This is a genomic window from Brevibacterium sp. AGC70 (assembly GCF_057334195.1).
Genome location: NZ_JBHFIH010000018.1, coordinates 269,369 through 291,956 on the forward strand (window position 1 = coordinate 269,369; position 22,588 = coordinate 291,956).

Annotated in this window: 25 protein-coding genes; 15 read left to right on the forward strand and 10 right to left on the reverse strand. The window is 64.3% G+C overall.

Features of this window, described 5'->3' with window-relative positions; genetic code table 11:
* Nucleotides 1–197 precede the first annotated feature (197 nt).
* The 3 genes from ACE03M_RS16550 (at nt 198) to ACE03M_RS16560 (ending at nt 3,315) form a co-directional block, all read left to right on the forward strand.
* Entirely contained in the window at nt 198–827 is a 630-nt protein-coding gene (locus tag ACE03M_RS16550; RefSeq protein ID WP_485935123.1) for a TetR/AcrR family transcriptional regulator, read from the forward strand.
* Nucleotides 828–961: 134 nt separating this feature from the next.
* Nucleotides 962–2,476 (forward strand): glucose-6-phosphate dehydrogenase, encoded by a 1,515-nt coding sequence (locus ACE03M_RS16555; RefSeq protein WP_485935124.1) that lies wholly within the window; start codon nt 962–964, stop codon nt 2,474–2,476.
* On the forward strand, nt 2,473–3,315 hold the full coding sequence (locus ACE03M_RS16560) for an SMP-30/gluconolactonase/LRE family protein (RefSeq protein ID WP_485935125.1): 843 nt from the start codon (nt 2,473–2,475) through the stop codon (nt 3,313–3,315). Before ACE03M_RS16555 ends, ACE03M_RS16560 begins: the two co-directional genes overlap by 4 nt.
* Before the next feature lie 168 nt (nt 3,316–3,483).
* Here ACE03M_RS16560 and ACE03M_RS16565 read toward each other — a convergent pair whose 3' ends face one another.
* The 3 genes from ACE03M_RS16565 to paaI form a co-directional block, all read right to left on the reverse strand.
* Nucleotides 3,484–4,212, reverse strand: coding sequence for a TetR/AcrR family transcriptional regulator (locus tag ACE03M_RS16565; protein WP_485935126.1), 729 nt, complete (start codon nt 4,210–4,212; stop codon nt 3,484–3,486).
* A 69-nt stretch (nt 4,213–4,281) separates the two neighbouring features.
* Nucleotides 4,282–5,577 (reverse strand): phenylacetate--CoA ligase PaaK, encoded by a 1,296-nt coding sequence (gene paaK, locus ACE03M_RS16570; protein ID WP_143922871.1) that lies wholly within the window; start codon nt 5,575–5,577, stop codon nt 4,282–4,284.
* A 65-nt stretch (nt 5,578–5,642) separates the two neighbouring features.
* Nucleotides 5,643–6,140: a hydroxyphenylacetyl-CoA thioesterase PaaI gene (gene paaI, locus ACE03M_RS16575; RefSeq protein ID WP_485935127.1), complete on the reverse strand. Its 498-nt coding sequence runs from the start codon at nt 6,138–6,140 to the stop codon at nt 5,643–5,645.
* 604 nt (nt 6,141–6,744) lie between these two features.
* Between paaI and paaA the strand changes: the two genes are divergently transcribed.
* The 9 genes from paaA to ACE03M_RS16620 all read left to right on the forward strand — a co-directional run bounded on the left by paaA (nt 6,745) and on the right by ACE03M_RS16620 (nt 14,663).
* Nucleotides 6,745–7,797 carry a 1,2-phenylacetyl-CoA epoxidase subunit PaaA gene (gene paaA / locus ACE03M_RS16580; RefSeq protein ID WP_485935128.1) on the forward strand — a complete coding sequence of 351 codons (1,053 nt, stop codon included), beginning with the start codon at nt 6,745–6,747 and terminating at the stop codon, nt 7,795–7,797.
* A complete protein-coding gene (gene paaB / locus ACE03M_RS16585; protein WP_143922875.1) occupies nt 7,794–8,105 on the forward strand; it encodes a 1,2-phenylacetyl-CoA epoxidase subunit PaaB in 312 nt (103 codons plus the stop codon). The genes paaA and paaB overlap by 4 nt, the downstream gene beginning before the upstream one ends.
* 13 nt (nt 8,106–8,118) lie before the next feature.
* Nucleotides 8,119–9,078 (forward strand): 1,2-phenylacetyl-CoA epoxidase subunit PaaC, encoded by a 960-nt coding sequence (gene paaC, locus ACE03M_RS16590; RefSeq protein WP_143922877.1) that lies wholly within the window; start codon nt 8,119–8,121, stop codon nt 9,076–9,078.
* A complete protein-coding gene (gene paaD, locus ACE03M_RS16595; protein ID WP_485935131.1) occupies nt 9,072–9,662 on the forward strand; it encodes a 1,2-phenylacetyl-CoA epoxidase subunit PaaD in 591 nt (196 codons plus the stop codon). Before paaC ends, paaD begins: the two co-directional genes overlap by 7 nt.
* A 1-nt stretch (nt 9,663) precedes the next feature.
* Nucleotides 9,664–10,782, forward strand: a complete 1,119-nt coding sequence (gene paaE, locus ACE03M_RS16600; RefSeq protein WP_485935133.1) for a 1,2-phenylacetyl-CoA epoxidase subunit PaaE — start codon at nt 9,664–9,666, stop codon at nt 10,780–10,782.
* 102 nt (nt 10,783–10,884) lie between these two features.
* The gene (locus ACE03M_RS16605) at nt 10,885–12,051 is read left to right on the forward strand and encodes a thiolase family protein (protein WP_485935134.1); all 1,167 of its coding nucleotides are present in this window, start codon (nt 10,885–10,887) and stop codon (nt 12,049–12,051) included.
* Nucleotides 12,048–12,926, forward strand: a complete 879-nt coding sequence (locus tag ACE03M_RS16610) for an enoyl-CoA hydratase/isomerase family protein (protein WP_485935135.1) — start codon at nt 12,048–12,050, stop codon at nt 12,924–12,926. The genes ACE03M_RS16605 and ACE03M_RS16610 overlap by 4 nt, the downstream gene beginning before the upstream one ends.
* A complete protein-coding gene (locus tag ACE03M_RS16615) occupies nt 12,923–13,819 on the forward strand; it encodes a 3-hydroxyacyl-CoA dehydrogenase family protein (protein ID WP_485935137.1) in 897 nt (298 codons plus the stop codon). Before ACE03M_RS16610 ends, ACE03M_RS16615 begins: the two co-directional genes overlap by 4 nt.
* A gap of 67 nt (nt 13,820–13,886) precedes the next feature.
* Nucleotides 13,887–14,663, forward strand: coding sequence for an enoyl-CoA hydratase/isomerase family protein (locus ACE03M_RS16620; RefSeq protein WP_485935139.1), 777 nt, complete (start codon nt 13,887–13,889; stop codon nt 14,661–14,663).
* Between the two features lie 33 nt (nt 14,664–14,696).
* Here ACE03M_RS16620 and ACE03M_RS16625 read toward each other — a convergent pair whose 3' ends face one another.
* Nucleotides 14,697–15,290 carry a YdhK family protein gene (locus ACE03M_RS16625; protein ID WP_485935141.1) on the reverse strand — a complete coding sequence of 198 codons (594 nt, stop codon included), beginning with the start codon at nt 15,288–15,290 and terminating at the stop codon, nt 14,697–14,699.
* 181 nt (nt 15,291–15,471) lie between these two features.
* Here ACE03M_RS16625 and ACE03M_RS16630 point away from each other — a divergent pair, with 181 nt between their 5' ends.
* Entirely contained in the window at nt 15,472–15,717 is a 246-nt protein-coding gene (locus tag ACE03M_RS16630) for a CueP family metal-binding protein (protein ID WP_485935142.1), read from the forward strand.
* A gap of 27 nt (nt 15,718–15,744) precedes the next feature.
* On the opposite strand, the gene ACE03M_RS16635 is transcribed toward ACE03M_RS16630, so the two are convergent.
* The 5 genes from ACE03M_RS16635 to ACE03M_RS16655 all read right to left on the reverse strand — a co-directional run bounded on the left by ACE03M_RS16635 (nt 15,745) and on the right by ACE03M_RS16655 (nt 19,865).
* Nucleotides 15,745–16,548 carry a TVP38/TMEM64 family protein gene (locus ACE03M_RS16635; protein WP_485935144.1) on the reverse strand — a complete coding sequence of 268 codons (804 nt, stop codon included), beginning with the start codon at nt 16,546–16,548 and terminating at the stop codon, nt 15,745–15,747.
* A gap of 152 nt (nt 16,549–16,700) precedes the next feature.
* On the reverse strand, nt 16,701–17,081 hold the full coding sequence (locus ACE03M_RS16640) for a hypothetical protein (RefSeq protein ID WP_143922887.1): 381 nt from the start codon (nt 17,079–17,081) through the stop codon (nt 16,701–16,703).
* 209 nt (nt 17,082–17,290) lie between these two features.
* Entirely contained in the window at nt 17,291–17,461 is a 171-nt protein-coding gene (locus ACE03M_RS16645; RefSeq protein ID WP_485935146.1) for a hypothetical protein, read from the reverse strand.
* Between the two features lie 19 nt (nt 17,462–17,480).
* On the reverse strand, nt 17,481–18,854 hold the full coding sequence (locus ACE03M_RS16650) for an L-lactate MFS transporter (RefSeq protein WP_143922889.1): 1,374 nt from the start codon (nt 18,852–18,854) through the stop codon (nt 17,481–17,483).
* Nucleotides 18,855–19,076: 222 nt separating this feature from the next.
* Complete coding sequence (locus tag ACE03M_RS16655; protein WP_260848128.1) at nt 19,077–19,865, reverse strand: SurA N-terminal domain-containing protein; 789 nt, start codon at nt 19,863–19,865, stop codon at nt 19,077–19,079.
* Between the two features lie 253 nt (nt 19,866–20,118).
* Between ACE03M_RS16655 and ACE03M_RS16660 the strand changes: the two genes are divergently transcribed.
* Nucleotides 20,119–20,475 carry a VOC family protein gene (locus ACE03M_RS16660; protein WP_485935149.1) on the forward strand — a complete coding sequence of 119 codons (357 nt, stop codon included), beginning with the start codon at nt 20,119–20,121 and terminating at the stop codon, nt 20,473–20,475.
* 6 nt (nt 20,476–20,481) lie between these two features.
* Here the strand turns inward: ACE03M_RS16660 and ACE03M_RS16665 are convergent, their stop codons facing one another.
* Entirely contained in the window at nt 20,482–21,231 is a 750-nt protein-coding gene (locus ACE03M_RS16665) for a dihydrofolate reductase family protein (RefSeq protein ID WP_485935150.1), read from the reverse strand.
* A 31-nt stretch (nt 21,232–21,262) separates the two neighbouring features.
* Here ACE03M_RS16665 and ACE03M_RS16670 point away from each other — a divergent pair, with 31 nt between their 5' ends.
* Complete coding sequence (locus ACE03M_RS16670; protein WP_485935152.1) at nt 21,263–22,477, forward strand: M20 metallopeptidase family protein; 1,215 nt, start codon at nt 21,263–21,265, stop codon at nt 22,475–22,477.
* Nucleotides 22,478–22,588: the final 111 nt, after the last annotated feature.

The window sequence follows — 22,588 nt, forward strand, 5'->3', positions numbered from 1 at the left end:
CCCCCCCCACCCCGGTGAACCCGCCGCCGATCACGACGAGGTCGACGGGCTCATCGGTGGAGAGCTCGGCGAGGTCCCGCTCACGCCGCGCGTCGTTGAGCGCGGCATCATGTGGGGTATGTGGAGCCATATTCGGCCTTTCTGGTACGAAGTCGTACCAGTTTGCATTCCTCGTGCTTTGTTGTCAAGATCACACTGTGACTGATCAGAGACGACCGTATGCAGGTGCGAGCCGCGAGGAGCGGGAGTACGCCCGCCGTGAGCAGCTCGTCGCGGCCGGGATCTCGCTCTTCGGCACTCAGGGGTATCGGGCGGCAACGGTTGGCGCGGTCTGTCAGCTAGCCGGTCTCAACAAGCGCTACTTCTACGAGTCATTCGCCACCCTGGAGGACCTCCTCTGCGAGGTCTACGAGCGGGTGGTCGCGGACCTGCGCGCCTCGGTCCTCGCCGGGGGCGGAGACGACCCATCGAGGGTGCTGCACGGGTTCATGGCCGGATTTCTGACCTGGGCGCAGGCCAACCCGGTGATGGCACGAGTCCACCTCTTCGAGGTCCTGGGAGTCAGTGCGCGCGTCGACGAGCTGTACCGTTCACACGGGCGAACAATCGGTGACGAACTCGCGAGTCGTCTGTCCGCGACGGTCGCCGGACCCCAACTCACCGCGGGCCAGCAGCGGGTACTCGGCGACATGCTCATCGGGGCTGGGGTGCAGATGGTCGTTGACTGGGTCATCAGCGAATATCAGCCCCCACGCGATGAGCTGCTCAACGAGATCGACGCGACCTTGGGGTGGGTCCTGGCGGCCGGCCTGGCAGCGCTGGGCTGACGAGGTCGCTGACGGTCATCGAAGTACCTGCGACATCGGGGCCGACGGAGTAGCGTGGGCGACAGACACGACTCGGTCTTCGCCGAGCAGAAGCCCCATCGCCTTGAGCGCAAGCCCGTCGACAGGAGAGCACAGTGAACGCCAACCTCATCATCTGCGGTGCCACAGGAGACCTTGCCGGGCGGTTTCTGCTTCCGGCACTGGCGGAGCTCGCTGCCATCGAAGCATTGCCGAATGATTTCTCGCTCACGGCTTCGGCGACTTCGGAGATGACGAACGAGGTGTACCGCGACCACGCCGAGGCGAAGTTGATAGAGCACGGTGCCGAATATCCAGAGGCTGCTCGCAGCTGGATCCTCGACCGGACGCAGTACAGGCCGACGGATGTCACCGACGCTGCCGACATGGCCGATCTCATCGGCACTGCAGGCCCCGACCAGAATTCGCCGGTCACCGTCTATCTCGCCCTGCCCACCGGTCTCTTGCCCGATGCGCTGCGCGCCTTGGCCGCCGCCGGTCTTCCCCAAGGCAGTCGGATTGCGATGGAGAAGCCCTTCGGTGATGACCTCACCGGCGCACGGGACCTGGACAACCTCCTCGGCGAGCTCTTCGGCGACGATGCTGCGGAGATCGTCTTCAACGTCGACCATGCGCTCGGCATGGCTCCGCTGCAGGCGATGCTGCCGCTGCGATTCGCCAACCCGCTGCCCGAGGCCGTGTGGAACAGTGAGCACATCGAAGAGTTCCGGCTGCTGTGGGATGAAGCCATCGCGCTCGAGGGGCGCGCCCGGTTCTACGACAGCACGGGAGCGCTCAAGGACGTTTTGCAGAACCACCTGATGCAGGTGCTCACGATGAGTGCCATGGAGCGGCCCGACGGAATCGAATCGGGGTGGCCGAGCGCCGCAGAACTGCGAGCTCGCAAGACGGAGGTTCTGTCCGCCGTACGGCCGCTGTCGGCCGCTGACGTCCTGACTTCCACCCGCCGGGCCCGCTACACGGCAGGAACCCTCGCCGATGAGCCGGAAGCCGCGGGGAAGAAGGTGCCCGACTATGTCGACGAGGACGGTGTCGACGGCGATGGCAATACCGAGACCTTCGCCGAGGTCGTCCTGAACATCGACTCGCCGCGCTGGGCGGGCACCCGGTTCCGACTGCGCACGGCAAAGGCGCTCGATCGCACGCGCAAGGGCATCGAGATCCTCTTCCGGCCGGTCGGTACCGCCCAACAGGGTGCACGACTGTGGATCGGCCTCGACGGGCCGTTCGACGTCGAGCTCGATCTCAATACGAGCAGCTCCCGCGACCGGCCGGCGTCGATGAGACTGATCGGTGAGCAGCCGCGGCCGGACTTCTCGCCGTACGGGCACGTGCTCAAGAACGTCCTCGAAGGCGAGTCGGATCTGGCGGCAGGGCAGGAGGAATCGAAGCTGGCTTGGCAGATCCTGACCCCGGTGCTCGAGGCGTGGAAGGCAGGCGCGGTGCCGATGGAAGACTATCGCGCGGGCAGCCCCGGCCCAGACTCGGAGCCACCGGCCGGGCCGGAGCCGGAACGAGACGCAGAACCGCCGTCGGACTCACGGCCGCAGCCCGGGACGAAGCCACCATCGGACTCACGGCAGAGGCCCGATGTGAGGGGACGGTCATGAGAGCCGAGCAGATCACCGACCCGATTGTCTATCACGGCGAAGGGCCCGCTTGGTCGCCGGCCTGGGGCGGTCTGCGCTGGGTCGACATGCTCGCCGGGGACATCCTGACACTGCGCGATGGCCGAGTCGAACGCAAGCACGTCGCCGAGGTGGCAGCAGCAGTGCGCCCTCGCCGAGGCGGTGGCGCGGTCATCGGAATCGAGCGCGGATTCGCCCTCGAATCTCCCGAGGGGCACATCACCGCCCTGCCTGAGGTGTGGACCCAGTCGGGCATCCGTATGAACGAGGGCGGCTGTGACCCGCAGGGAAACTTCTGGTGCGGATCGATGGCCTATGACCAGAGCCCCGGTGCGGCCTCACTCTATCGGCTCAGCACCGAGGGGCGAGTCGACGTCATGCTCGAGGGCGTGACCATATCCAACGGCCTCGAATGGAGTCCTGACGGTTCGCTCGCCTACTACAACGACACACCTACGGGCCAGATTGCCGTCTTCGACTTCGATCCCGATAGGGGATTGCGCAACCGTCGGGCCCTCGTCGAACTCCCTGACGGCGGACGTCCCGATGGGCTCACCGTCGACAGCGAAGGCTGCGTGTGGGTGGCTGTGGTCAACAGGGGAGCGGTTCACCGTTACCGACCCGACGGCACCCTGGACGGAACTGTCGATGTCGGCGCCGGAAAAGTCACTGCCTGCGCCTTCGGTGGAGACAACCTCGATCGGCTCTTCATCACCACGTCGCAGGAGAATGTGGACACCGCGGCAGATCCGCTGGCGGGTGCCCTGTTCGTCGCCGAGGTGGGCGTGACCGGAATGCCGCTGCGCGAGTTCGCGGGATAGGGGCTGCGGCCGCGCGGGCGCCGTGGCCGGCCGTGGCGCCGTGGCCGCATTGTCTTTCGCGTTCGCGTGCAGATCACCAACGGTTGGTACATTCACTTCGAAAATTTCAAGATCTTCGATTAGAAGGTACCAATCGTTGGTTCCTTGTGGAGTAAGACGGGCCGACTCTCAGGCCTCGAGGCCGTTGAAGGCCATCGAGGTGACGGCGTCGGCGATGGCTTCGGGGTCGACGGGGTAGCCGGGGCGATACCACTCGGTGATGGAGTTGACCATGCCGAAGAGCAGGCGCGTGATCAGGCCGGGTGTGAAGTCTGAGCGCAGACCGCCTTCGCCGATCGCCTCGGCGACCAGCGCTCTGATCTTGTCATCGATCTTCCGGCGCTGCTCGAGGGCTTCGCGCTCGACGTCCGAGTTTCCGCGCACTCGCAGCAGCAGGGTCACAGAGTGGTGGTATTCGATGAGGATGACGACGCTGGCGTGAACGGCGGCACGCAGGCGCTCGAGCGCGGTGAGGCCGGTGCGTTGGCGTTCGTCCTCGACCGCGGAGTCCAGGGCGCTGATGCCGCGGTTGATCGCCAGATGCAGCAGCTCTTCCTTCGACTTCACGTGATGGTAGATCGCTGACTTGGTGATCCCGAGTTCACGCGCCACGGTGTCCATGGACGTGCCGTCATAGCCGCGCGAGACGAAGACCTCGGTTGCCTTGTTGATCAGCGTCTCCCGGTCATAGCCGGGCCGCCCGCGACGTGTGCGCTTGGGTGCTGCAGCCTCGGACCCAGCTCCCGCCTCGGACCCAGCCCTCGCCTCGGCGCCGGTGGGCTCCGTCTGTGCACCCACGGCTGCGCCGACACCTGGCTCAAGGTCAGGTGTCGGCGCAGGTGAAGTCGTTTTCGGCATGCGCACCAGTCTAACCAGCCCGCAGCGCGGATGCCGCGTACGGCACCGCAGCCCACCGCCCGCGGGTGATCATCTGAGACCCTCGCGGCGGTCGATGATGCGCTTGAGCTTGCCGACCGAACGGGGCAGAACGCCGGGCTGGAGCACCGACACGGTCGATGAGACGCCCAGGCGCTCCTTGATCCGGGCGGCGACCAGCCCGTTCAGACCGTCGAGCTCAACAGCTCCGACGCCTTCGCGGGACTCGACCTCGACGGTGACCTCGTCCATGCGTCCGGGGCGGGTGAGCACCAGCTGGAAGTGGGGGCTGAGGTGTTCGAACTCGAAGAGCACGGACTCGACATTGGCCGGGTAGACGTTGACGCCGCGGATGATGATGAGGTCATCGGAGCGGCCGGTGATGCGCGAGATGCGACGGAAGTTCGGGTTCGCGGTGCCCGGCAGCAGGCTCGCCAGATCATGTGTGCGATAGCGGATGATCGGCAGCGCCTCCTTCGTCAGGGAGGTGAAGACCAGTTCGCCCTCCTCACCGTCGGGCAGGGCCTCGCCGGTGTAGGGGTCGACGATCTCCGGATAGAAGTGGTCCTCCCAGATCGTCGGGCCATCCTTGGTCACCGCGGATTCGCAGGCGACGCCGGGGCCCATGACCTCGGAGAGGCCGTAGATGTCGACGGCGTTGATGTTGAAGGACTTCTCGATCTCCTTGCGCATCTCATCGGTCCACGGTTCGGCACCGCAGATCGCGGTCTGCAGGCTTGTGGTCGTGGGGTCGATGCCCTGCTTGTGGAACTCGTCGAGGATCGTGAGCAGATAGGTCGGCGTGGCCGTGATGATGTCGGGCTTGAAGTCCTGGATCAGCTGCACCTGCCGCTGTGTCTGACCGCCGGAGATCGGGATGACGGTGAAGCCGTGGCGCTCGGCACCATGGACGCCCAGGCCGCCGGTGAACAGTCCGTAGCCGTAGGCGTTGTGCATCATCTGGCCGCGTTTGCCGCCTGCGCCGAGGATCGAGCGGGCGATGAGGCTTCCCCACTTGTCGATGTCACCCAGCGTGTATCCCACGACGGTCGGCAGCCCGGTCGTGCCCGAGGACGCGTGGATGCGAGCGACGTCTTCACGCGGAACGGCGAACATGCCGAATGGGTAGTTGTCGCGCAGGTCCTGCTTGTTCGTGAACGGCAGCTTCGCGATGTCGTCGAGGCTCGTGATATCCGCGGGGGTGACGCCGAGATCGTCGAAGGCCTTCCGGTAGAACGGCACCTTCTCGTAGACCTTCGTAACAGTGGACTTGAGGTTGGCGAGCTGGTCGGCGCGCAGCTCGTCGAGGCTCATGCGCTGGCCGGCGTCGAGTTCAGTGGCAGTCATCGTTGTCTCCTTGGTCAATCCTGTTGTGCTTCGCAATTCGTGGGGCGCCGAGGTGGGGCGTCGGATCAGGTGGTCGCGGGCTTCGGTGGCGGCAGGGTGCGGGAGCGGCCGCGGTAGGTCGCCACGATTTCGTCTCCGCGAGTGACTTCGATGTCGTAGATGCCTGAGCGGCCTTGTTTGACGATCTCTTTGCCGCGGGCGACGAGGGTGTCACCGACGTAGGTGGGTTTGAGAAAATCGATGTCCCCGCCCGAGGCGACGGTGGTGGAGCCGGGATAGTTGCAGGCCATGGCAAAGGTGGTGTCGGCGAAGAGGAAGACATATCCGCCGTGGGTGATCTCGTGCCCATTAGCCATGATCTCGGTGACGGTCATCGAGCACTGTGCCCAGCCGGGGCCGTGATCATCGACGGTGATGCCCAGATGCTGGGAGGCACGATCGTTGGCGAACATCGCCGCAGCGCCGGTCAGCTCCTCGGCGTGGTTACCGCGAGCAGTGGTCGTGGCCTCGCTGCTTAGGTCCTCTTGGGGCGCAGTCGTGGCCTCGTGACTGGGTTCTCCCATGTCAGGCTCCTCCTCGAGTCGCTGATTGATGTGCCCGCCGGTGTTGGGTTGCCGGGCGAATTCAATTGTGGTGATGGCACGCGTAGCCGCTGAGACTGCACGTGAGTGATGGAGATCGATTCCTCGCGGAACCCGGCAGGAGTGCCCTGGAGTGACGTCGGAGAATAAACGACCATCTGGTCAATAAATATGGTTGTGATCGGCGTCTCTGTCAAGTCGGGCGAGCACCAACGCCGAAGCAACGGCGGAGCGCCGAGGCGACGACGCGTACACCGTTGTCTCGGCGCAGCACCGTTGTCTCGAGTCAAGCATTGATGGCTGGGCCTGCACCTTGCCCCATCGCCCGCGCTTGCCCTGGCCGCGGGCCGCGCGTTGCGCCGAGTGGCGATGGGTCACCCGCGGACCGGGGGTCGTCTGCTCCGGTGCGTTGCGCCTCGGCGTGGGGTGTGCCACACTGAGAGTGAACAATACAGAACAAATGGTCAGTAAATGATTGTCCCGGGTCGGCGGTCTGAGGATGGTCGAACCGAACGCGCAGTCCTCAGTGGTGCGGCATTCGAAGCCACGCACTGCCGGAAAGGGCGCATCCAAGGGTGGAGTGGTCATGACGACGCAAATCAACGAAACAGAACTCGAGGCACAGTTCGCCGCGACGATCGAGTCCAAGGACCGGATCGAACCACGTGACTGGATGCCGGAGAAGTACCGCAAGACTCTCGTGCGTCAGGTGGCTCAGCACGCGCACTCGGAGATCATCGGCATGCAGCCCGAAGGCAACTGGATCTCCCGTGCACCTTCGCTGCGACGCAAGGCGATCCTGTTGGCGAAGGTCCAGGACGAGGCTGGTCACGGTCTCTACCTGTACTCCGCCGCCGAGACCCTGGGCGCGACGCGCAACGAGCTCACCGAGAAGCTCATCGCCGGCAAGCAGAAGTACTCCTCGATCTTCAACTACCCGACGCTGGCCTACACCGATGTCGGCACGATCGGCTGGCTCGTCGACGGCGCCGCGATCTGCAATCAGGTGCCCCTGTGTCGAACCTCCTTCGGCCCCTACGGTCGTGCGATGATCCGCGTCTGCAAAGAAGAGTCCTTCCACCAGCGCCAGGGCTACGAACTGCTGATGACGATGATGCGCGGCACCGAAGAGCAGCGAGCCTCGGTCCAGGAATCGGTCAATCGCTTCTGGTGGCCCTCGCTCATGATGTTCGGCCCGCCCGATGACGACTCCCCGAACACCGAGCAGTCGATGGAGTGGGGCATCAAGACCCACACCAACGACGAGCTGCGCCAGAAGTTCGTCGACATGTCCGTCCCGCAGGCCGAGGCCCTGGGCGTGACCTTCCCCGATGAGGGCCTGAAGTGGAACGAGGAGCGCGGCCACTACGACTTCTCGACCCCGGACTGGGACGAGTTCTGGGCCGTCGTCAAGGGCAACGGTCCATGCAACGAACAGCGTGTGGCCCACCGCAAGCGTGCGTGGGACGAGGGAGCCTGGGTGCGTGAAGCCGCGCTCGCCTTCGCCGGGAACACCGCTGCGGACGCAGTTGACACTGACACCGCTGACGCAGCCGCTGACTCCACGAACACTGCAGCTGACACCACGAACACTGCCGCTGACATCACGAACACCACCGCCGAGGAGACCGCCAAATGAGCGCAGAGACACAGACACCAGCGACTCGCGGCGAATGGCCCCTCTACGAGGTCTTCGTGCGCGGCAAGCGCGGACTCAACCACGTCCACGTCGGATCGCTGCACGCAGCCGATGACCAGATGGCGATCCACCATGCCCGCGACGTCTACACCCGCCGCAATGAAGGCGTGAGCCTGTGGGTTGTCCGCTCCTCGTCGATCACGGCCTCGAGCCCCGACGAGAAGGACCCCATGTTCGCCCCCAGCGGCGACAAGGTCTACCGCCACCCCACCTTCTACGACATCCCAGACGATGTCCCCCACATGTGAGGACGGCCTGACGATGACCAACGAACCTTCCATCCACGTCGACCACGACGAAGCCGGAGCCAACATCGACCACGAAAACGCCTATTCGGGGCTGCTCGTCAACGATGCACACTGGGCCTTCGGCACAGACTTCGAAGATCCCCTGGCCGGAGTCGACACCACCGTTCCCTCCGGCGTCGACCCGAAGGACCTCGCGGCCTACTGCCTCATGCTCGGCGACGATGCTCTCGTCTTCTCCCAGCGGATCTCTGAATGGTGCTCCAGCGCGCCCGACCTCGAAGAGGACATCGCGCTGGCCAATATCGCCCTGGATCTGCTGGGCCAGTCACGGCTCCTACTCGCCCGGAGCGCTGCCGCAGATCCGAGCCTCGTGCCGCAGCTGCCCGAGGGCTCACCTGTGCCTGACGAGGACCGTCTCGCGTTCTTCCGAGAGGACCTGCAGTTCCGCAACGTCCGCCTGGCCGAGGTCCCCAACGGCGATTTCGCCGAGGCGGTCGCGAAGATCCTCATCTACTCCACCTGGCGACTCGCGATCTTCGAACGACTCCAGTCCAGCAGGGACTCCGTGCTCTCGGCCATCGCGGTCAAGGGCGTGAAGGAGATGTCCTACCACCGTGACTTCGCCGGCCGCTGGGTCCTCACGCTTGCCCGCGGAACCGAGGAATCCAAGACTCGCCTGCTCACCGCACTCGAGGGACTCTGGCCACTGTGGGACGAACTCTTCGAGACCCACCCTGTCGAAGCCTCGGTGGCGGCTGCCGGAATCGGGGTCGATCCCGCCGAGGTGGCCGATGAGGCCGGCGTCATCCTCGACCAGGTCTTCGCCGCAGCCGGCATCGAGCGCCCCGAACGGGACGCGCTGGCCGGAGTGCGAGGCAAGAGAGGCCGCGACGGACTGCACACCGAGGCACTGTCGAAGATGCTCGCCGACATGCAGGTCGTCGCCCGCCAATACCCGGAAGGACAATGGTGACCGCAGCACTTCAGACCCCCGCGTCCACCGTCCGCGGAGACAGTGACGACCAGCGCACGCAGGTGCCCGCGGCCGACCACCGCACCGCCGAGGCGCTCGATCGTGCCCGAGTCGCCGCTGCTCGCGTCACGGACCCGGAGATGCCGATGCTCACGCTCGTCGACCTCGGCGTGCTCCGTGATGTCGCGATCGAAGACGGACGAGTCGTCACAACCATCACCCCCACCTACTCGGGATGCCCGGCGATGGCGACGATGCGCGATGATCTGCAGCGCGAACTCCAGAACGCAGGTTTCGAAGGCGCCGAGGTGCGTGTATCCCTGACTCCGGCCTGGACCAGTGATTGGATCACCGAAGAAGGGCGGAAGGCGCTGAAAGGTGCGGGCATCTCCCCACCCGGGCAGGCGCCTCGGCGCACGGGACCTGTGGCTCTGACCCTGATGCCCACGAAGCGGGCCCTGACATGCACCCTGTGCGGATCGGCCAATGTGAAGCTGTCCTCGGAATTCGGTCCCACGGCGTGCAAGGCGATGTACCAATGCCTCGACTGCCTCGAACCGTTCCAGCATGTGAAGGAGATCTGAGATGACCGAGACGATCAATCAGAGCGCCGAGGCGACCGAGCCGACCGTTTCAGGTGCGGGCGCCCCCAGGTCGAGCTTCTACCCGCTGACCGTGAAGTCCGTCGACCACCTCACCGAGGACTCGGCGGCAGTGACCTTCGACGTCCCGGGCGAGTACGCGGAGCTCTTCGACTTCGCTGCAGGGCAGTCCCTGACTCTGCGCCGGATGATCGACGGTGCCGAGCACCGCCGCTCCTACTCCATCTGCGCCCCGGCCGGAACAAACCCGCGCATCGGTGTCCGCGAGATCCCCGACGGGCTCTTCTCCACATGGCTCGTCCGTGACGTCCGCCCTGGTGAGACCATCGAGGTCCAGCCACCCAGCGGCAGCTTCCAGGCCGACGCTGACCTCGGCGGACGGCACCTGTGCATCGCCGCAGGTTCGGGCATCACCCCGATGCTCTCGATCGCCACGACCGTGCTGTCCAACCCCGAGGCTTCGGTGACGATGCTCTACGGCAACCGCACCACGAATACCGTGATGTTCGCCGAGGAACTCGCCGACCTCAAGGACTCCCGCAACCAGCAGCTCGACCTCATCCACATCCTCTCCCGTGAACCCCGGGAGGTCGAACTCTTCTCCGGCAGGCTTGATGAGGAGAAGCTGCGTGCGCTGCTGACGAACCTGGTGCCCATCGGCGATATGGACCACGTGTGGCTGTGCGGACCCTTCGGCATGCTCAGCGATGCTCGCGCCGTGCTCGCCGAATTCGGTGTGCCCAAGGACAAGATCCACTTCGAACTCTTCTACGTCGACGAACCGCCACCGGAGGTCGTCCACGCGGACAAGGTCGTCGAGGGCGCTACCAGCGAAGTCACGATCGTCCTCGATGGACGGCGGACCACCTCGGCGATGTCGCAGGGCCAGACGATCCTCGACTCCGCACAGGAATCGCGCTCGGATCTGCCCTTCGCCTGCAAGGGCGGAGTCTGCGGTACCTGCCGGGCCAAGGTCTGCGGCGGCGAGGTCGACATGGTGCGCAACTATGCCCTCGAAGACGCCGAGGTGGAGGCGAACTTCGTCCTCACCTGCCAGACCTTCCCCGTCAGCGACGAAGTCACGGTCGACTACGACTCGTGAACGAAGTTGCGCGAGTGCCGAGACTTCCCAGCGTCCGGCGCATTCGGTCGCTAGGCTTGAGGGCCAGCGACGCTGCACTACACATCACACTTGAGGAGACCCATGCCCGAGGCATTCATCCTGGACGGACTGCGCACACCCATCGGCCGCTACGGCGGAGTCCTCGCTGATCAGCGACCCGACGATCTGGTCGCAACCACGCTCAAAGCCGTCTTGGACCGTTCGGGAATCGACCCGTCCGACATCGACGAGGTGATCCTCGGCTCGGCCAACCAGGCCGGTGAGGACAACCGCAACGTCGCCCGCATGGCCGTGCTGCTGGCCGGTCTGCCCGAGTCCGTTCCCGGCTTCACCGTCAATCGTCTGTGTGCCTCGGGGCTGACTGCAATCACGACGGCACGGCAGATGATCGCCGCCGGTGACGCCGATGTGGTGGTGGCCGGCGGAGTCGAATCGATGACCCGCGCACCTTGGGTGACCGAGAAGCCCTCACGTCCCTGGGCCAAACCCGGCAAGTCCTGGGACACTTCGATCGGCTGGCGCTTCACCAACCCCGCCTTCGGCGAGGACACGACCCTGTCGATGCCCCAGACCGCCGAGCGTGTGGCCGAACAGTGGAAGCTGAGCCGCGAAGCCCTCGACGAATTCGCCTGCGCCTCTCACCAGAAGGCACTCGCGGCACAGGAGGCCGGCAAGTTCGATCCCGAAATCCTGCCCATCGGCGACATCAGCGCCGATGAGGGACCCCGGGCAGACACCACCGTGGAGAAGCTCGCCAAACTGCGCGCGATCCATGGACCCGGTGGCGTCATCACCGCGGGCAACTCATCCTCCCTCAACGACGGCGCCGCTGTCACGATTCTCGTCAGTGAACGCTACGCCGAGAAGCACGGTCTGAGCCCCAGAGCGCGAGTCGTCACGGGTGCCAGTGCCGGCGTCTCCCCGGAGATCATGGGCATCGGGCCCGTTCCGGCCACTCGCAAGGTCCTCGACCGCGTCGGCTGGAGCGTCGGCGACCTCGAGGCCGTGGAACTCAACGAGGCCTTCGCCTCACAGTCCCTGGCCTGCATCGGCGACCTGGGCCTGGACCCGGAGGCCGTGAACGCCTTCGGCGGAGCGATCGCACTGGGGCACCCACTGGGCTGCTCGGGCGCACGCATCACCCTGACCCTGCTCAACCGCCTCGAACAGGCCGACGCCAAGCGCGGACTGGCAACGATGTGCGTCGGCGTCGGCCAGGGCTCTGCACTGCTGCTGGAGCGGGCATGAGCGCGGGCGGCAGCGCCGAGAGCGCAGGGAGCGGTGCCGAGAGCGCAGGCTCGAACTCCCCGCTGCTCATCGAGCGCCTCGAGGATCGGACGATCATCCGGCTCAATCGGCCCAAGGTGCGCAACGCCATCGACCTCGACATGGTCGAAGCCCTCCACTCGGTGTGCGCCGAACTCGAGGCCACGCCGAAGGTCGCGATCATCACTGGTTCCGACGGAGTCTTCGCTGCCGGCGCAGACATCGCGCAGATGCGCAATCGTGGCCGTGAGGAGGCCCTGGCCGGCATCAACTCGAAGGTGTTCTCTCGCATCCAGGAACTGCCGATGCCCGTCATCGCCCTCGTTGAGGGGTACGCTCTGGGCGGCGGGGCGGAACTCGCCTTCGCGTGTGACTTCCGCATCGGCACTCCCACGACCAAGATCGGCAACCCCGAGCCCGGACTCGGAATCATCGCCTCGGCCGGAGCCGCCTGGCGATTGCGCGAGCTCGTGGGAGAACCACGAGCCAAGGAGATTCTCTTGGCCGGTCGCACCCTCCAGGCCGATGAGGCGAAGTCGATCGGACTGCTCAATGACGTCGTCGACCCCGAGGACCTCGAACTCGCCGGTGAGGCGCTTGCCGACCGGATCGTGAGCTTTGCTCCATTGGCCGTGAGACTGAGCAAATCAGCATTCCACGCACCCCGTGAGGCCCATCCGCTCATCGATAACGTGGCCCAGGCAGTGCTGTTCGAGACCGAGGAGAAGTACGCGCGGATGGATGCGTTCCTCGCGAAACGAGAGGCCAAGAAGCGGAAGAAGGCCGGAGCGGTGGCGACGGAGGCCATCGACGAACAGTCCGTGCCGCGAACCGAGCAGAAGGGCGACACAGAATGAGCGAACAGGCCGCGCACGAAGCTGACGCAGTTCACACCCCGAAATCGACAACGGACTCAAGCAACGGCCCGCTGGTCCCAGAGACCGTCGGCGTCTACGGCGGCGGTCGGATGGGTGCAGGCATTGCCCACGCCTTCGCCAGCGCCGGTGCACGCGTCATCATCATCGAGAACACCGATGAGACCGTGGCCGCGGCCCAGGAGCGCGTGGACGCCTCGATCGAGAAGTCGAAGTCCAAGGGCCTCGACGTCAAGGGCAGCGTCGAGGTCGTACGCGATCCCACCCTGCTCGACCAGGCTCTTCTCGTCGTCGAAGCCGTCCCGGAGATCGTCGAACTCAAGCAGGAGATCCTGGCGGCCATCGCGAAGTACGCGCCGGCCGCGAGCATCGCCACGAACACCTCGGCCCTATCGATCGATGAGCTCGCCGCCGCACTGCCGCGGCCACACGCCCTCATCGGACTCCACTTCTTCAACCCTGTCCCCGTCAGCGACCTCGTCGAGGTCGTCGTCGGCACCCATACGCAGCCAGCGCTCGTTGAGGTCGCGAAGTCCTGGGTCGCGGGTCTGGGGAAGACAGCGATCACGGTCAAGGACTCACCGGGATTCGCCTCCAGCCGCCTCGGCGTGGCCCTGGCCCTCGAGGCGATGCGGATGGTCGAGGAAGGAGTCGCGAAGCCTGCGGACATCGACAACGCGATGACCCTGGGCTACCGCCACCCGGCGGGACCGCTGAAGACCACGGACATCGTGGGCCTCGACGTCCGCTTAGGCATCGCCGAGCATCTGGAGGCAGAGCTGGGGCCAAGGTTTGCACCACCACAGCTGCTCAAAGACAAGGTCGCAGCAGGTCAACTGGGTCGGAAGTCCGGTCAGGGCTTCTATACTTGGTGACACAACATGTAACAAGCCTGCTTGTTACACTGTCATCTGCAACACCGTCAGCTGCAAGGGAGCACACGTGACCGAGATCCAACTGTCCAACCGGGGAAACATCGCAGAGATCGTCCTAGATGGCCCCGATTCCCGCAACGCCCTTGACGCTGACAACCTCCGCGACCTCGCGGCGGCAGTGTCCAAGGTCGCCGAGGCGATCCCGAGCGTTCGTGTGCTCCTGATCAGGGGAGAGGGCCAGGTCTTCAGCTCCGGTCGTGACATCTCGGCCGTCGACGTCGAGACCGATGACGCGCATGCATTCCTCGCCGAGGTCTTCACTCCTGTCTTCCAGGCCATCCGGGCACTGCCGATCCCCGTGATCTCGCAGGTCCAGGGCGCCGCCCTCGGCCTGGGCTTCGGAGTTGCAGCGGCCGCTGACATCATCATCGCCGCCGATGATGCGAAATTCGGCTCGCCGTTCGCCGCGATCGGCGCCATGCTCGACTCGGGCGCCCACCACGTGTTCCTCGATCGGGTGGGCTATCACCGGACGATGGACCTCATCATCACCGGTGACTTCATGACCGGCGCCGAGGCGGCCGCTGCGGGCATCGTGTCCCGTGCGGTCCCAGCCGATGAGCTCTCCGAGTTCGTCGAGTCGAAGCTGGCCAAGATCGTGACCGGCCCAGCCGACGCGTTCGCGATGGAGAAGGGCTTCGTGCAGAAACTCGCCGACGACCGCCCACCCCTGGCGCAGGTGCTTGCGGAAGAGGCCAACCTCCAGGAGACCGCGCGTCAGACCCCGGACTATGCCGAAGGGTTCAAGGCCTTCCAAGAGCGCCGCGCTCCGCAGTTCGACTGAGCCACCGTAGGACCTCGGTCCCCGACGCTGAGATCACTTGACTGGCTGGACTTCGTCCTCGGTGACCCATTTATGGTTCGTCATCGTCATGTCATCCATGTCGATATCGACCATGTAGACGGTGTCCTCAGTCGAACCCTCGATCGTTGCTTCGGCGCCCTTCATTCCGGGCATGTGGTCTGCGTTGAGAGTCGCCTTCGCCCCGTCCTTGAGGGGAGTCTCGCCGGGGTTCTTGAGTTCTTCGTGGACGACCCATCTGTGGTTCTTGACCGGGTCGCTGCCATCGGTGGGCGAGTAGCTGACCGAATACGTGGTGGTCTCGAAGGCACCCGAGATCGTCGCCTTCGCTCCTTTCATCCCCGGCATATGGTCAGCGGTGAGAGTGACCTCATCGCCGACGGCGTATGTGGGATCGGCTGCCTTTTCGATGCCCTTGGGCGGCTGGCCGCCGTCTGCGGCGTGCTCATGGCTTTCGCCGTGGTCGGCACCCGATGCCGACGCGGACTGTTTCTCATGCTGTTCGTGCTGTGCAGCTTCGTCGCCTTCCGAGTTGGCGCATCCCGACAGCAGCAACGCTGATGCGGCTGCGATCGCAGCGATGGTCGTCAATGGAGTGGATGTCTTCATTTTCTCTCCCGGAGTATCCCTGGCAACGGCGGTCCGATTGCGGGCTGCACGAAGGCGCCCGGTATCGACGCTATACCTAGAGGGGGTATAGTTGTCAATGTGATTCAGACTCAGACGGCGCCTGCGGCGAAGCTCAGGCGAACCTTCTCAATTGCGGCCCTGGCCTTGGTGTTGGCGGCTTGTGGAACCGCGGAATCGGGTTCCGGGCCAGGCAGCGATCAGGTATCGACGGAGGAGTGATGAGCTTGTGCTGGCCGGTGAAGCGCAGGAAGTGACTATCGATCTGCCGGGAGAGAAGCCATATGTCTCGATTGCTCCCTACGTGGACACCACCCACGACTGCTTCTATCACAGTCTGACAAGCTGTCGAGGAGAGCTCGGCAATGAGGAGGTTGATGTGAAGATCACCGGCCTTCGCCTCGCCTGATCTGAAGCCTCAGCCATCCGGTTCTGATCAGGTCTCGGGCTTCGCCTCAGGCTCGCTCTCCGGCTCGGGCCGCCCCTCGGCCTCAGTCTTCTGACCTTCGATCTCGTGTCCGTCTTCGCGCTTTGTCGTCGCCGGATCCTTCTGCTCTGATTTCCACCGGCGAAAGGTGAGGATCGTCAGCACGACGACCAGGCTCCACGAGATGCCGACGGCGATGCCGTTGATGATGCCGGGATGTCCGATGAAGGCACCGACCGCGACAAGGGACAGCTGACCCGGCAGGGCCGAGATCACGGTGGCGATGAGGAACGTGCGGCTTCTGATCCCCAGCGCCCCGCTGCCGTAGTTCACCGGCCAGTATGGAAACCCAGGCATGAGGCGAAGGATGCACACCGCATAGAACCCGCCGTTGGTCAGCCGTGACTCGATCGCCTCTGCGTGATTGCCCAACAACTTCATCACGGTGTCGCGACCAAGTCCGCGTGCGATCCAATAGCCGCCGACGCAGCCGGCAAGAACTCCGATCATCGACAGGATCGTGCCGAAGATGAGGCCGAAGGCGAGACCGCCAGCTACGGCCATGATGGTCACCGGGATCGGCGTTGCCGCAACGAGCGCATAGAGAATGATGAAGATGCCGAAGCCCCAGAAACCGGCATCGGCAATCTGCTTCTGGATTCCGTCAAGAGAGGGCAGGTGCACGTTGAACACCAGCCACAATCCGGCGAGCACAGCCAGCGCCAATGCCACATTGCGCAGGACCGATCCCCACGGCACTCGAGATTCGCCGTGAGAGCTCGGTTGCGGTGCGGAGTTCTCATCATTCGGCATGGAACGATCCTACGTGTCGCGCCCGAGTGCGATCACATCCGGTTGAGCCGCGACCTCGACGACGAACGCTGCCGCGCCGCATTCCGCGGCAAAGAGCGAACCGCCCGCCTCTGGATAGAGACGAGCGGTTCTCAACTTCGAGAGAAGTGGAATCAGGGGAGATCGAGCGATCCGATGATCTCTCCATCGACGCTGACCTTGAGGTCGAGCAGACCTGAAAGCAGGTCATCCAGCAGATCGGAGGCGTCGAGATGGATGTGTGCTTCGCCGTCGGCATCTGCGGTGGCGCTGCCGACGACAGCGCCGTCAGCCAGGAGTTCAACGGTCTCCCCTGGGGTGCCGGTCTTGACGACGACATCGACGGAACCATCGAGGTTGACCTTGACGTCGGCATCGATCGAGGCGTCGACGGATACCGAGGAGGAGGGTGCGGTCTCGACCGGGGCGGCCGAAGCGTCAGCGGCTGCACCGACGGACAGGCCTCCGGCGAGGACGATCCCGGCTGAGACGAGCAGTGAGGCTTTGAGGGACATGAGTGACCTTTCGACGGGCACGGGTCTCGATAACCCGAGTCTGTGTTCGTAGTGCAGTCCCCACAGTAGTAAGATTACTTGTCAGTACTCAAGGTGCGCAAGTGAGAATTCTCCCTATGTTTCCTTGGCATACGCCGGGTGTCCGGAAGGTGCACCGTCCCTCACATTGAGCGGTCGCCCCGGCGCGATTCGCAGCGAGGGGCTCTCGTTCAGCCGGTGAAGATCGCGACGGCCTTGACCACGGTCAGGGTCAGGCCCCAGACGAGGCCGCCGACCACGACAACGGTCAAGGTCGAACCGACCGCCTTATAGGTGCCGCCGACAGGGGACTGAGGTGAGCCCTCGGGCGGGACGTGTGCTGTTGGAGTGGAGTTGCTCATGAGATGTCCTTCCCTGCTTTCAGTTGTCGACTTCGAGGGCGGCGGCCTGCTTGGCCTTGACGTCCTCTTCCCGTTCGAAGAATTTCTCCTTGACGGGGCGGACGAGGATGTTGGCGATAAAGCCGATGGCGAGTGCGCCGACCATGATGTACATGCCCGGAGTGTAGAGCTCGGGGCCTGTCTTTCCGGCCTTCTCTCCTGCCTCGACGACGGAGTTGACGATGAGGGGGCCCGCTACGCCTGCCGCTGACCACGCGGTAAGCAGGGCGCCGTGGATGGCCCCGACCTGATAGACGCCGAAGAGATCCTTGAGGTAGGCGGGAATGGTCGAGAATCCGCCGCCGTAGAACGAGATGATGACCAGCGTCGCAAGAATGAACAGGACGATGGAGTTGCCTCCGAAGAGTGCCACGACCAGGTAGAGCAGCAGTCCGACGCCGAGGTACATCATGTAGTTGTTCTTCCGCCCCAGGTAGTCCGAGGTCGTCGACCAGATGAAGCGGCCGCCCATGTTGCCGATCGACAGCAGCCCCACGAAACCGGCTGCGGCTGCGGCCGTGATGCCGAAGTAGGACTGAATCATCGGAGCGGCGTTTTCGAGGATGCCGATGCCGGCAGTGACGTTGAGGAAGAGGACCACCCACAGCAGCCAGAACTGCGGTGTGCGGATCGCATTGCGCACCGAGACATTGCCCGTTGTCTGCATGGGTTTGGTCGTCGCTTTGGCGGGGTCGAAGTTCTTGGGCGTCCACTCGGGGTGGGGCACGCGGATGACGAAGGCCCCGGCGGCGATGACCACGGCGTAGACGATTCCGAGGGTGACGAAGGTCGGAGTCAGCCCGGCAACGAGATTCTCCGGTTCCGGACCGCCTCCGTAGAGGCTCATCAGCTGGTTCGACATCGGGCTGGCGATGAGTGCGCCGCCGCCGAAGCCCATGATGGCCAGGCCGGTGGCCAGGCCCGGGCGGTCCGGGAACCATTTCATCAGAGTCGAGACCGGGGAGATGTAGCCGATGCCCAAACCGATGCCGCCGATGACGCCGTAGCCGAGGTAGACGAGCCAGAGCTGACCGGTCATGATTCCCAGCGATGCGATGAAGAAGCCGATCACCCAACAGGTGCCCGCAGCGACCATTGATGCGCGCGGGCCGTTCTTCTCCACCCAGGGACCGAAGATGGCCGAGGAGATGCCGAGCATGAGGATCGCGAGCGAGAAGATCCAGCCGATTGAGACTTCACCGGCGTCGAAGTGCGTCATGAAGGGGATCTTGAACACGCTGAACGCGTAGACCTGTCCGATGCACAGGTGGATGGCAAGCGCGGCCGGCGGGATCAGCCACCGGTTGAAGTTCTTCGGCGCGACGATCGCTGATCGCGTGAGGACGGAAGCCATGGAGGGATCCTTAGATTGGTGTGCTCTGCGTGCGACTGTCATCGGTCGCACGTGCTGTGAGGGCGAGCGTGTCAGGACGACACGTTTCTGTTCTCCTACAGGTTAGAGCGCACGCAAGGATTTGGCGAGGAACACTCAGGAATTCCCCAAGAATGAGACTCGGGACTCTCCGGCCCGAGTCTCTGGCAGTGGGCTCGTTAGTCCGTGCCTGTGGAGGTCCGGTCAGAGGTTGATCGTGACCTCGCCCTGTTTGCGAAGCTTCTTGGCATACTTCTGAGTCGCCTCGGTCGACTTCTGGCTCTTCACCTGCTTCTCGAGCTGGGGACGCATCTCCTCAAGAGGTGGGACTTCCTGAGCCTGCTGGCCGCCCTGCTGTGCCATCTGCTCCTGCTGCGTCTTCGCCTGCTGGTAGGCCTGGCCGATCTCTTCGCCACTGACCTTGAACTCGCCGTATTCGTCCTTGATGAGGTCTTCGATCGACAGCTGGGTCTTCAGCTCGGAGTGCACCTTCTTCTCGTCCATGCCCTGCTTCTTCATGGCGGCGAGGAAGTCCTTCTTGCTCATCTGGCTGGACTTGGCGGACTCTCCGAGAGCCTTGTCGATGTCCTTGTCGGAGATCTTGATGTCGCGTTTCTCGGCTTCCTGGCTGAGCAGCTCGGTGCTCACCAGGTTCTCAGCCGTCTGGGTCTTGAGCTGCTTCTCATCGACCTGCTGGCCCGACTGCTGAGACTGCATCTGCATCTGCTGGTACTGAGTTTCGTAAAGGGGGACGAAGTCATCCTTTGTGATCTTCTTGCCGTTGACCTCGGCGACGACCTTGGGGATGCCATCAGTGTTCGGCTTGCCTTCTTGGCTCTTGCCCTGGCCCTGGGCTTGGTCTTGCCCCTGCTTCTGCTCAGCCGCGGCGGAGGTCTGCTCGTCCGCTGGTTTGTCCTCGGCTGAACCGCAAGCGGCGAAGGACACCACGGATACGGACAAGGCGAGGCCCAGCAGCCACTTGCTCTTCTGCACATTCACTCCTGAAATCGGGATCAGCCTGTCAGGCTAGCAGTCGCGATTCACCGAAGTATGTGTGGAGTATGAATGTCGCTTGGCAAGCCGGATTGTGGCGGTTGGGCATGAAGGTGCCCACGGTGGTGCTGAGCGCTTCAGGTCTTGCCCGTGCTTCCCCTATGTCGAGTCAGTGACTGCAGATAGACTCGGGATGAATCGGATGTGCGGTAGGCCCCAGCGCGGGCCGGGCTGCGGACGGAGGTGTCCACAGATGCAATCGAAATTTCGCGCAGTGTTCCTGACCTGCGATGACGCCGAGGTGACTGCTGACTTCTACAGGGACGTTGCCGGGGTGCCCTTGGAGGCCGTCAGCAGCGACGAGTACACCTATTGGATGTTGGATATCGACGGTCTCCAGATTGCTCTTCATGACGCGAAGTCCTTCGCCGACTACAGCTATCCACCCAACTCCTCGTCCAATCTCACCCACCTCTATTTCCGGATCCCCGATCTGGTGGGGTTCCTTGATCACGTGCAGAGCGTTGGTGCGCCACTCATCGAGGTCGATGACGTCGTCGTCACGGTTGAAGACCCTGACGGGCGGAAGGTCATGTTCGGGACGGCGTGAGTCGCTTCACTGCTGTGGCCTGTAGGCCGAATAGACGACGCCGCAGGCGAAGGACTTCGACTCCAGCAGTCGCAGCCTCGGCGCGGGGGCGTCATCGGGGAAGAAGCCGCGGCCTCGCCCCTGCCACACCGGATAGGTGAACATCCGGTACTCGTCGACGAGACCGGCGCTGATCAGTGAATGCGCCAGGGTGATGCTTCCGGTGAGGATGACGTCGCGACCTGGCTCCTCGCGCAGGGCGGCGACAGCCTTGAGCGGATCCTCGCCGATGACGGTTGAGTTCTGCCAGTCCGGGTCTGCCAGTTTCGTCGACACCACCCGCTTGTCGACCTGATTGAGGTGCTCGGCGACCCCTGTGGTGTCATCGGTCTGCAGCGGCCAGTAGCTGCGGAAGTCCTCGAATGTCTGCCGACCCAGCAGCAGGACGTCCTCGTTGGCCGACTGACGCATGAGCTCGGCGGACAGCTCTTCATCTTGGGCCTGCGGGTCGAACCAGTCGTCGAGCATTTCGATTCGACCGTCAAGAGTCGTGTTCTGAGTGATGATGATGCGCACGGTGGGCTCCTCGTCGAGTGGTGGCGTCACCGTCCACGGTACGCACGACGCGACCCGAGATCCATAGTTGGGACGACCGCCTTCACCTCCGGCCTCGACGCGCTTGGGGACCGGGTCGATGGCGTCCTTGCGGACTCCACCCGATTCGTCGCAGCTTAAGACAGCGCGGTCAGGTCGGAATCTCAGTAGAGTCGGATTCACAGCTCATTTGGCCCGAAGGAGAACCGCGTCCATGTCCGCATCACCATCCTCATCCATTCCTGATTTCCGCACCGAGGCCCAGGACCTGCAAGGCGATCTTGTGAGACTGCGTCGTACCCTGCATGCGAATCCCGAGCTTGGGTACCAGCTGCCGTTCACCCAGAAGACCGTCCTCGAGGAGATCGCAGGTCTGGGCCTCGATATCAGCACAGGGGAGTCTCTGACCTCGATCGTGGCGGTGCTCAAGGGCGGACGTCCCGGGCCTGCAGTTCTGCTGCGTGGGGACATGGATGCCCTGCCGGTGGTCGAGGACACCGGACTCGACTACGCCTCGACGAACGGCAACATGCATGCCTGCGGCCATGACATGCATACCGCCGGTCTCGTCGGCGCTGCTCGTCTGCTTGCCGCGCACCGAGACGAGCTGCCCGGGTCCATCGTATTCATGTTCCAACCCGCCGAGGAGGTCGAAGGAGGCGCCGAGCCGATGATCGCCGAGGGCGTGCTCGAGGCGGCGGACGTGCCACTTGTCGCGGCTTACGGAATTCACGTCGAGGCTGATGTGCGCGGACGGTTCACCACCAAGGGCGGACCGCTTATGGCGGGGTTCGCCGATCTCAATCTGAAGGTCCACGGCGCAGGAGGCCACAGCTCCCAACCCCAGGCCACTCGCGACCCCGTGCCTGCGGTGGCGGAGATCGCGCTCGCCCTCAACACGATGGTGTCGCGGTCGTTCGACATCTTCGACCCCGTCGTCGTGTCCGTGACCCAACTGGAAGGCTCGCAGGCCAGCAACATCATCCCTGACACCGCGAAGCTCACCGCCTCGGTCCGCTACCTCTCAGCCGATTCGATCGCGCTGCTGCAGGAGCGTGTGCCTGAGATCGCTGAGAACATTGCCCGGGCACACCGGTGCACCGCCGAGGTGGACTTCCGGATCGGCTTCCCCGTGACCGTGAACAACCCTGCCGAAACTCAGGTGGCCATCGACCGCCTCGGCGAGGTCTTCGGTTCTGACCATGTTCAGGAGATGGCTGCCCCGCGGATGGGATCCGAGGACTTCTCCTATGTGCTGCAGAATGTGCCGGGTACGTTCGTGTTCCTCGGAGCCACTCCAGAGGGTGTGGACCCGAACGCGGAGACGAACCACTCGCCCAGGGTCGTCTTCGACGACGGGCTGCTTGGGGACCAGGCCGCCGCCCTGGCCCATCTCGCGTTCACACGCCTGGTCGACGAACTGGGCTGAGCAACCCACCCCAGCATGGAAAAACGGGTGCTGCGTCGACGCGCGGGTGTGTACCCATGTGTCTCGACGCAGCACCCGTTTTTCGACGTGGCGGCACGCGGTGGCGGCACG